Source organism: Pseudochrobactrum kiredjianiae, from assembly GCF_030362795.1.
Classification (GTDB): Bacteria; Pseudomonadota; Alphaproteobacteria; order Rhizobiales; family Rhizobiaceae; genus Pseudochrobactrum; species Pseudochrobactrum kiredjianiae.
Genome location: NZ_JAUCBM010000001.1, coordinates 1361754 through 1370364 on the forward strand (window position 1 = coordinate 1361754; position 8611 = coordinate 1370364).

7 protein-coding genes are annotated in these 8611 nt (G+C 49.3%); 4 read left to right on the plus strand and 3 right to left on the minus strand.

The annotated features are described in order from the left end of the window. Nucleotides 1–240: 240 nt before the first annotated feature. The 3 genes from QUF18_RS06050 to lptF are packed head-to-tail and all read right to left on the minus strand — an operon-like array spanning nucleotide 241 to nucleotide 4876. On the minus strand, nucleotides 241–2586 hold the full coding sequence (locus QUF18_RS06050) for an LPS-assembly protein LptD (protein ID WP_289386043.1): 2346 nt from the start codon (nucleotides 2584–2586) through the stop codon (nucleotides 241–243). After that, nucleotides 2586–3674: an LPS export ABC transporter permease LptG gene (lptG, locus tag QUF18_RS06055; RefSeq protein WP_289386044.1), complete on the minus strand. Its 1089-nt coding sequence runs from the start codon at nucleotides 3672–3674 to the stop codon at nucleotides 2586–2588. The genes QUF18_RS06050 and lptG overlap by 1 nt, the downstream gene beginning before the upstream one ends. After that, nucleotides 3671–4876 carry an LPS export ABC transporter permease LptF gene (gene lptF, locus QUF18_RS06060; protein ID WP_289386045.1) on the minus strand — a complete coding sequence of 402 codons (1206 nt, stop codon included), beginning with the start codon at nucleotides 4874–4876 and terminating at the stop codon, nucleotides 3671–3673. The genes lptG and lptF overlap by 4 nt, the downstream gene beginning before the upstream one ends. A 278-nt stretch (nucleotides 4877–5154) precedes the next feature. Here lptF and QUF18_RS06065 point away from each other — a divergent pair, with 278 nt between their 5' ends. The 4 genes from QUF18_RS06065 (at nucleotide 5155) to QUF18_RS06080 (ending at nucleotide 8597) form a co-directional block, all read left to right on the plus strand. Continuing rightward, the gene (locus QUF18_RS06065; protein ID WP_289386046.1) at nucleotides 5155–6642 is read left to right on the plus strand and encodes a leucyl aminopeptidase; all 1488 of its coding nucleotides are present in this window, start codon (nucleotides 5155–5157) and stop codon (nucleotides 6640–6642) included. Between the two features lie 211 nt (nucleotides 6643–6853). Beyond that, nucleotides 6854–7462, plus strand: coding sequence for a hypothetical protein (locus tag QUF18_RS06070; RefSeq protein WP_289386047.1), 609 nt, complete (start codon nucleotides 6854–6856; stop codon nucleotides 7460–7462). Between the two features lie 131 nt (nucleotides 7463–7593). Continuing rightward, a complete protein-coding gene (locus QUF18_RS06075; RefSeq protein ID WP_289386048.1) occupies nucleotides 7594–8043 on the plus strand; it encodes a DNA polymerase III subunit chi in 450 nt (149 codons plus the stop codon). Next, entirely contained in the window at nucleotides 8043–8597 is a 555-nt protein-coding gene (locus QUF18_RS06080; RefSeq protein ID WP_289386049.1) for a hypothetical protein, read from the plus strand. Before QUF18_RS06075 ends, QUF18_RS06080 begins: the two co-directional genes overlap by 1 nt. Nucleotides 8598–8611: the final 14 nt, after the last annotated feature.

The following is an 8611-nucleotide window of genomic DNA, read 5'->3' on the forward strand; positions in this document are numbered from 1 at the left end:
AGCTCAAATGAATACATTTGAGCCAGACATGCTTTAGCCATGCTCATATGAACAGAGTCTCTCTGCAATTTGCATGATGTATAATGATCACTATACATGGAAATGGCTTTAAACTGTAAATCGTACGATTTTATGTTGCGTTTGTGGCTCGTCACTATGCTGATTGAATGATTGAAAGAGCGTGAATAAAATTACGGCTCGCATAGAGCGAGCCGTAAAAGTATATTTTGTGGTTTGTAATCAGAATGAATTACCAACTTCGCCCAGTGTACGGAAGGAGATGTTAAATCCGACCGAGTGGGAAATCTTGTCCTGACCAGGGCTGCGTGTCTGGATATAGGCCATGGAATAAGTGAAGCACTCATCATCATAGGCGAGACCAGATTGCGCTTTTACCAGCGTTTCTGAGACAATATCATAGGTGCCTGAACCAAAGACGCGCCAGTTTTCCTTGAAACGGGTTGAGCCGCTCAGGCTGACTTCCTGACGGTTTTCTTCAAAACCATAGTCAGGTTGTTTGGTAATATAGGCATATTTCACAGAAGCTTGAACAATTTGTCCGGTATGACTGGCTTCGACTTCACCGCGGCGAATATCGAGATTATCCTTGTCAAAGCGACCACGGGCAGCAAAAGCGAGACCGGTATTATTGGACATGCCGAGCATAGCCACATAATCGGAGCGCTTACCTTCGAGACCGGAATCTGCACCGGCACCAACAAAGTCACTTTCCGCAAAAGAGTTCAGGCCGCCAAGCTGGAAGGACTGCCCCGCCAGACCATGTATTGACCAGCCATTGTTCATATTGCCGGAATAGCGCAGACCCAGATTGGCACGCGTGCCGCCTTCAACACGGTCATAACCGGAGAATTTATCACGAGCGAACAGGCTGGTAGCGTCAAAGACAAAGCTCTGGGCATCTTCATTCGGCAGACGACCTGCATAAGGTTCGTCATTACGAACAAAAATCTGCGCTGTTGGCTCCAAAATCTGCGTCATGCTGGTGGATGAGAACAGGATCGGCCAACGGACTTCAAGACCGGCAGTCGCCATGCCACGGAAGGCTTGTGAACGAATTTCATCCGAGGTGCGCAATGTATCATTGGTGCTGATACCAATGGCATCACCGCGCAGAGCGAGAAGAGGGGTAATAATAATTCCCTGTTCTGTGATGAAAGTCCGCTTCCATTCTGCTTCTGTTGTCAGGCGGGCGCTTGTGCCTTTGATGCCGCGCATAAAACGGGGAATATTATTCTGAAGTATGATATCAGATGTCTCACGATAAATGCCCTGCAGATTGCTGGTAATTGTCAGCTCGCCGCCATAAACAGAACCCGGAACCGTGTAGAGATAGTCAACGCTTGGCAGCACCCAAGGCTGTTTTGTATCAACGGCATTCTCACTGCCATTGAGTACATCTTCCTGAACCTTGAATTTATAGAGGTTAATATCAAGGTGATTGCGGCCGGATATACCACGCAGATAAACATTCGACGTCAGTGTTTCAGAACCGTAGCCGCTGAGCTTGTAAGTGCGGCTGAAATTTTTGTCGGTCTGCGCAATCACATCCCAGCCGAAACTCCAGCGAGGATTGATTTTGAAATCACCTTTAGAGGAAGCCATGGCGCGCATGCGTTCCTGAGCGTCAACCTTATCAGAGCTGAACTGACCCGGATTCGCCTGATAAATACCCGCAACACGAATATTGTAAGTACCGTTTTCAAGGCGATGGCGCCACTCGGTTTCACTTAAGAAACCCTGTTTGCTTAAAGCTGTGCCATAAGTGGTGATGTCGTAATTCGGTGCCAGATTCCAGAAATATCCGCCGCGTACACCAAAGCCAAGCTCGTCTTTATACATAAAGCTCGGGAACAGAAAACCGCTCTTACGTTTGGTGGACGGGTCGGCGATTTCAAATGCGGGGAGGGCAAACAGCGATTTGCCGAACATTTCAAAACGGCCGCCTTCAAAGCGGACTGTTTTCTTGGTGCCGTTCCAGATAATTTTCTTGGCTTTAACCTGCCAGAGAACCGGTTTGTCCGGATCTGTGGCGCAGGCGCGACAAGCTGTGTACACGCCATTATTAAAGGTCGTAACTTCGCCGAGGCTGCGTTCTGCACTTTCAGCGGCAAAACGTGTGTCATCAACGGTTTCAACGCGCAGGCCATTCACAAAGCCATCGCGGAAATCGTCTGTCACATCCATTTCATCGGAATAGATACGGTTGCCATCTTTTTCGACAATTTCAACATTGCCTTTAGCAACCATGCGCTTGGTTTTCTGATTGTATACGACCTGACGCGCAACCAGACGGTTGCCATCATATTCAATCTGAACATTGCCCGCAGCAGTCACTGTATTCTGGTCGCGATCGACAATCAGATTGTCGGCCTGCAACAGCATTTTAGCATCAGGATTGGTCTGATACTGACTGCCGAACTCACCAGAAGGCATTCCTTCCTGACTATACGCCACGGAAGACAGGGAAATTATTGCAGAGGTGGAAAAAATGCACGCCAGAGCGGTCCCGCGTGCGAGACGCGAGAGATACTCAGAAACTGTCGTGCGGGAGCTACTCAATCCCACTAACCATCCTCCTTATGGAGCAAAAAGGAGATTCCAAAAAATGTTGCAATCAATACCGGAACCCATGCTGCCACAAAAGGTGGCACGAATCCTGCCGTGCCAAAAGCTTTGGCAAGGACTGTGACGACATAAAGCACGAACCCGGCAATGATGCCACCCAGAATCATTGCTCCGGACTGGCCGGAACGAACAAATTTTAATGATACTGTTGCTGCGATCAGCGTCATGGCCATCAAAAGCGCAGGCAAAGCCAGTAAGGACTGGAATTGCATGTCAAATGCGGTGGCCGAAAAGCCGAAAGAACGGGCGACTTCGATTTTACGGGGCAATTGCACAAATGGAATCGTATCGGGTGAAGAAAGTTTTTCTTCAAGGAATTCCGGCTTTAATTGCGACGGAATTTTTGTGGATAAAAGCTCTTTAGGTTCCTGACCTTCGACAATATGCGTCACATTGGTCAGGCTCCAGTAGCCTTCTTTCAATTGTGCATCACGGGCGTCAAAACGCTCTTTGATTGTCTTGTCTTCATTGAAAACAAAGAAGCTGACATCAGTGAGATGTGTGCCCTGAGCGAGAATGCCTTTGGCGCCGATAATTGTTTCCTGACCGTCAGCCTTCTGACGTAGCCATGGATCACGCAGCGCAGTGACCTGATTAACATTGCCATTTTGCCATTGCGTGCTGATTTCCAGTGACTTTTCAAAGCCATAGGCTGCAAGCGGATTAATGATGAAAATGGTGATCAGGCCGAACAGAAAGGCTCCCAGACAAGCCGGCAACAGAAATTGCCATGCGGAGACACCGACAGAACGCGCAACAACCAGCTCATAACGACGGTTTAGCGAGATGAGGGTAGCCATTGCCGAGAATAGCGCAACAAACGGAATAATCTGCTGCATGATAAACGGAATACGCATGGCTGAAAGCCCCAGCGCAGCCCATACCGAATAATCGGGCAGGTTGGCCAGCTTGCTGGCATTTTCAGTGAAATCAAGCAGCAGCGACAGTGCAAATATACCCAGCAGGAAATACAGGGTGGTTTTTACATAGCGCATGAAGAAGTAACGTCCGAGCGTCCAACCGATCATGATTGACCTCCCGGTGTCTTATTGCGTCCTGCAAGGCGCTCCGTAATGCCACGGAACCGGGATGCCATTTGTTCTGAGATGTCCTGAATTTTATCTGACCAGGAGGCGGGCAGGCTGAGTGAGCGCCCGCTGAACAAGACATAGAGACAGAGAGCAGTAACACCAAGCGGGATCAGATACATGACGGGTATGAGAGCTGCATTTTTCTCTGCACGATCTGACACGAAATAACCTGCCCAATAAACAACGAGTGACAGCGAAATTGCTGAAAAGGACGCAGATACACGGGCTTCACGATGAGAACGTGCATCACCGGCCAGAACCAGTGCAATCATAGCGAAGACAAAAGGATAGAGCCAGTTTGACAGACGTTTGTGCAATTCAGCGCGATATTGCAATGGCTTGGTCTGAAAAGTCGGATCATTTTTATCTGGATTCATCAGATAAGACAGGTGACGGTCTTTGGCATACAGCACCATATCACCGCTTGCATCGGTGAACTGGCTGAGATCAAAAGCATACTGATCGAATTTAATAATGGAAACGCTGCCGGTTTTGACATCACGGCGCTGAATCTCACCATTATTCATCAACAGCACATCACTGCCGTTATTATTGGCAATGGTGCCGTTCAGAGCATAATAGACCAGATCAATATTAGGATCGCGAGAATCGGCAATAAACATACCGCCGATGCTGCCGTCAGTATTACGCTCTGCGATCTGTACATAGAGATTGTCGGAGAGTTTGCGGAAGTTGCCTTCCTGCACCACAACATTCAGCAGATCCGCGCTCGCATTGGCGAGCATGGAGCGCATATTATAACGCGCATAGGGATCGACAAAATTCGCAACCAAAAAGGAGGTGACAGAAAGCATTGCTGCAAACATCAGAATCGGACGGATAACAGCAGTGCGCGGGCTGCCGGAAGCATTGATAACGACCAGCTCGGAATCCTGATTCATGGTGGAGAGCGTTTGCGTGATTGCAATTACCAGCGCAAAAGGCATCACCAGCGGAATGACTGACGGAATAAACAGCGAGAAAAACTGAATAGCCGTCGCAAGAGACTGACCGCTGGAAGTCAGGAAGTTGATGCGCTGCAATACCTGTACAGTCCACGTAATGCCGATGGCCGCGCAGAACACGGCCAGAAACATTATCCCCACGCGGCGCAGGATGTATCGCTCAATCAGTTTCATGCGCTGAATTTACATCCTGAACCTTAGGGCTGAACCTGTTATTAATTGCAAGATATGCAGAGTTGATGTCGCCTTATAGTGAAATAATCTTAACGCGCAAACTCTTGTCATAATCTCAGTGTCTATCATAAATCCGTCTAGGCTAAAAATAGACGAAGAAATTAGGTTAACAAAACACTTATTCGTCAGAGACGATAATTTATGGCTTGTGGTTTAGGCGTGATAGCGCCACACAATAAATAAGTTATGCGACTCTGTTTTTACCTGTTGGAGTTATTATGTCCAAAAATCCAGTCATCAAGTTCTCGAATTTTTCAGAAAAGCTGAAAGATGTCGTGATTGTTCCTGTAAGCAAAGACGGTTCGGTTGCCGCTCAGGCTGCCCATGTTGGCGGTGAAGGCTTTGTCTCCGGGCTGATTACGAAAGCCGGTTTCAAGGGGAAGCTTGGTGCAACACTTGAAACTTATCTTGCAGATGGTGCTGGCGCAGAGCGTCTGGTGCTGGTTGGTATCGGCGATCCTGCCAAGCTGAAAAATGACGACTGGCTGAAAATCGGTGGTGCTGCTTTTGCAAAAGTTGGCAAATCGGCAGAAGCCAATGCGATTCTCGCCGTTGAAGGTCTGGAAATTTCCGCAGATGCGGCTGCAGATTTTGCGCTTGGTGCGCAGCTGCGTGCTTATCGCTTTGATAAATACAAGACCAAGAAAAATGAAGATAAAGCAGATAGCAAAGACGTTAAGCTGACCATTCAGGTTGCTGACGCTGCCGGCGCTGAAAAAGCCTATGTTGCTGCCGCTGAAATCGGTGAAGGTGTTTTGCTTGCACGTGATCTGGTCAATGAGCCTGCCAATGTGCTCGGACCGGTTGAATTTGCCGAAGAAGCAGAAAAGCTTGAAAAGCTTGGTGTGAAAATCACCATTCTCACCGAAAAAGAAATGAAAAAGCTCGGCATGGGCTCGCTGCTCGGCGTTGCACAGGGGTCTGTTCGTCCGCCGCGTCTGGTGGTTATGGAATGGAATGGCGGTAAGGCTAAAGACAAGCCGGTTGCTTTTGTTGGTAAGGGCGTTGTGTTTGATACCGGCGGTATCTCCATCAAGCCTGCGCTGGGTATGGAAGACATGAAGGGCGATATGGGCGGCGCGGCTGCTGTTACCGGCCTGATGCGCGCATTGGCTGGCCGTAAAGCCAAGGTCAATGTGGTTGGCGTGATCGGTCTGGTAGAGAATATGCCTGACGGGAACGCGCAGCGTCCGGGCGATATTGTCACCACCATGTCCGGTCAGACCATTGAAGTGATCAATACAGATGCGGAAGGCCGTTTGGTTCTGGCCGATGCACTGTATTACACTGCCAAAACCCACAAGCCACGCTTCATGATCAATCTGGCAACGCTGACCGGTGCAATTATAATTGCTCTGGGCACGCAGCATGCAGGTCTGTTCTCGAATGATGATGAACTGGCAGGTCAGTTGTTTGATGCCGGTCAGAGCAGTGGTGAAAAACTGTGGCGTCTGCCGCTGACCAAGGAATATGACAAGATCATTGATTCCAAGTTTGCGGATATGCGTAACTCGGCAGGTCGTCCTGCCGGTTCGATCACTGCGGCGCAGTTCCTCAAGCGTTTTGTAGGTGATACACCTTGGGCGCATCTGGATATTGCCGGTACCGCAATGGATTCGCCTGCCAGCGATTACAATGAATCCTGGGGCTCGGGCTTTGGTGTTCGTCTGCTGGATCGTCTGGTGCGCGATCATTACGAAGCGTAATCACACTCCAATTTCGAGAAAAAGCCGGTGCAATGCACCGGCTTTTTTTATGTTTGTCTATCTGCGCTCAACATTAATTGAAGTCGCTATGTGGATTTTTGATATGTTTTACAGCAAGTTTTTGTTAAGATGTCACAAATAATTCACTAAGCCGCTTTGTCACCCGCAGTCATTTCTACACGGGTAAAGCCTTCTTTATCCGGATAGTCCTGTGTTCCCATCTTTTTCTTCGCGCAGTTTTATCAGTCTGACAATCGGGCTGCTGCTGATCAATGCTTTGTTCTTTTATCTAGTCACCGATCTGAACAATCTCACAGTTGAGATGGGGGAAGAGGGGCTGCTGGAGAATCTGCAGCTGATCTATCTTGGTCTTGCAGCGCTTGCATTTCTGATCGGCGGTTTACGCAGTGAAGAGCCAGCACGCATGTTTGCCATTGGCATGTGTATGCTGATGCTGATTTTCTTCTTCCGTGAGCTTGAGGTTGAGCCGACTGGACCTGTTAGCGGCTATATCAAATCCCATGCTTTCCGCTGGCATGAAGCGATTTTGGTGATTGGCTTTGCTGCCGTTTATATTTTTCTCCATTCGGCCTATGTGCGTCCGGTGCTGCAATTTGTGTTCAGCCGCAAGGCATGGCCGTTCTATATGGCTGCTGTGCTGATCCTGCTTGGCGAAGTTTTCGAAAAGATGGATGGTTTTGCTTACAATGAGTTTTTTGAGGAAGTGCTGGAAAGCCTGAGCTATTTCATGCTGCTCTGCCTCGGTATCCGTAGTATCCTTGCCGCACCTGCTCAAAAACATGGTGCAAAAGCTGCATAATTCACAGTTTGCATAGTTTTTATGTATGAAACGGCCTGTCTGATCGACAGGCCGTTTTGTTTCTGGTTTAAGCTTTTATCCGGTATATTTAAGATGTGAGAGGTAAGGGGCGCTGTTCCCTGCATTCGCAGATGGCTGAAATTCTGTTTTATCATCTGACCGAATCCGTTCTGGATGAGGCTTTGCCAGGTCTGGTTGACCGTTCATTGGAGCGGGGCTGGCGCGTGACTATTCAGATGACTTCGGAAGAGCGGCGGGAAGAACTCGACCGGCTTCTATGGACGTGGAACAACACGTCCTTTCTGGCGCATGGCACCGATGTGCAGCCTAATGCCGAGCATCAACCCGCACTACTCACGACCACCACAGATAATCTGAACGGTGCGACAGTCCGCTTTGTTGTTGAAGGCGCTGAAATTGCCGGTGCGGAAAATTATGATCGTCTGGTCGTGATGTTCGATGGCCATGATGCGACCCAGCTGGCCAAAGCGCGAGAGCAGTGGAAGAGCCTGAAAGCCGCTGGCCACCAACTTACTTATTGGCAGCAAAATGCGGATCGCCGCTGGGAGAAAAAAGCCTGATGCGTGTGTTTTGTATTTTGCTGTTTCTTGGCGGTCTGGCAACCGGTGTAATCTGGCCGTGGGCGCAGCGTCATTTTGGCGGTGAACAAATCGGCACATGGCCGCTCTATCAACGCGAGACAGGTTATCAGACAGCACAAGTTTCACTGAAGCCTGAGGATGCGCCGTTACGTATTTTTGTCGATGCAATACCTATGCAGGGTGCAATCAGCGGGCAACGGGCATCCGTGCTCAATCTCGCAGTATCGCGCGGTGGTGTTCCGGTGCTGGCTGAGCGCCTCAGCTACAGCCCGAAAAGCGGTAATGAGCAGCGTGATCTTCCGCAAAGCGGTGCAGTGATCCGTCAGGACGCGAAAGATATGGAAACTCTACAGGCAGGTACCTACGAATTTAGTGTGCGTGCGGTTGAAGATGGCTTGTCACTGACACGGGCTGATCTGGTTTTGCGTCGCGGTGCGCCGCCGGTTGACGAGAATATTGTCACTCTGGGCGTAGTCGTTATGGTGGCAGGGCTCTACGGATTTATGCGTTTGCGCAGGCGTACCAAAGTTTGAAATACTCTAGAGCG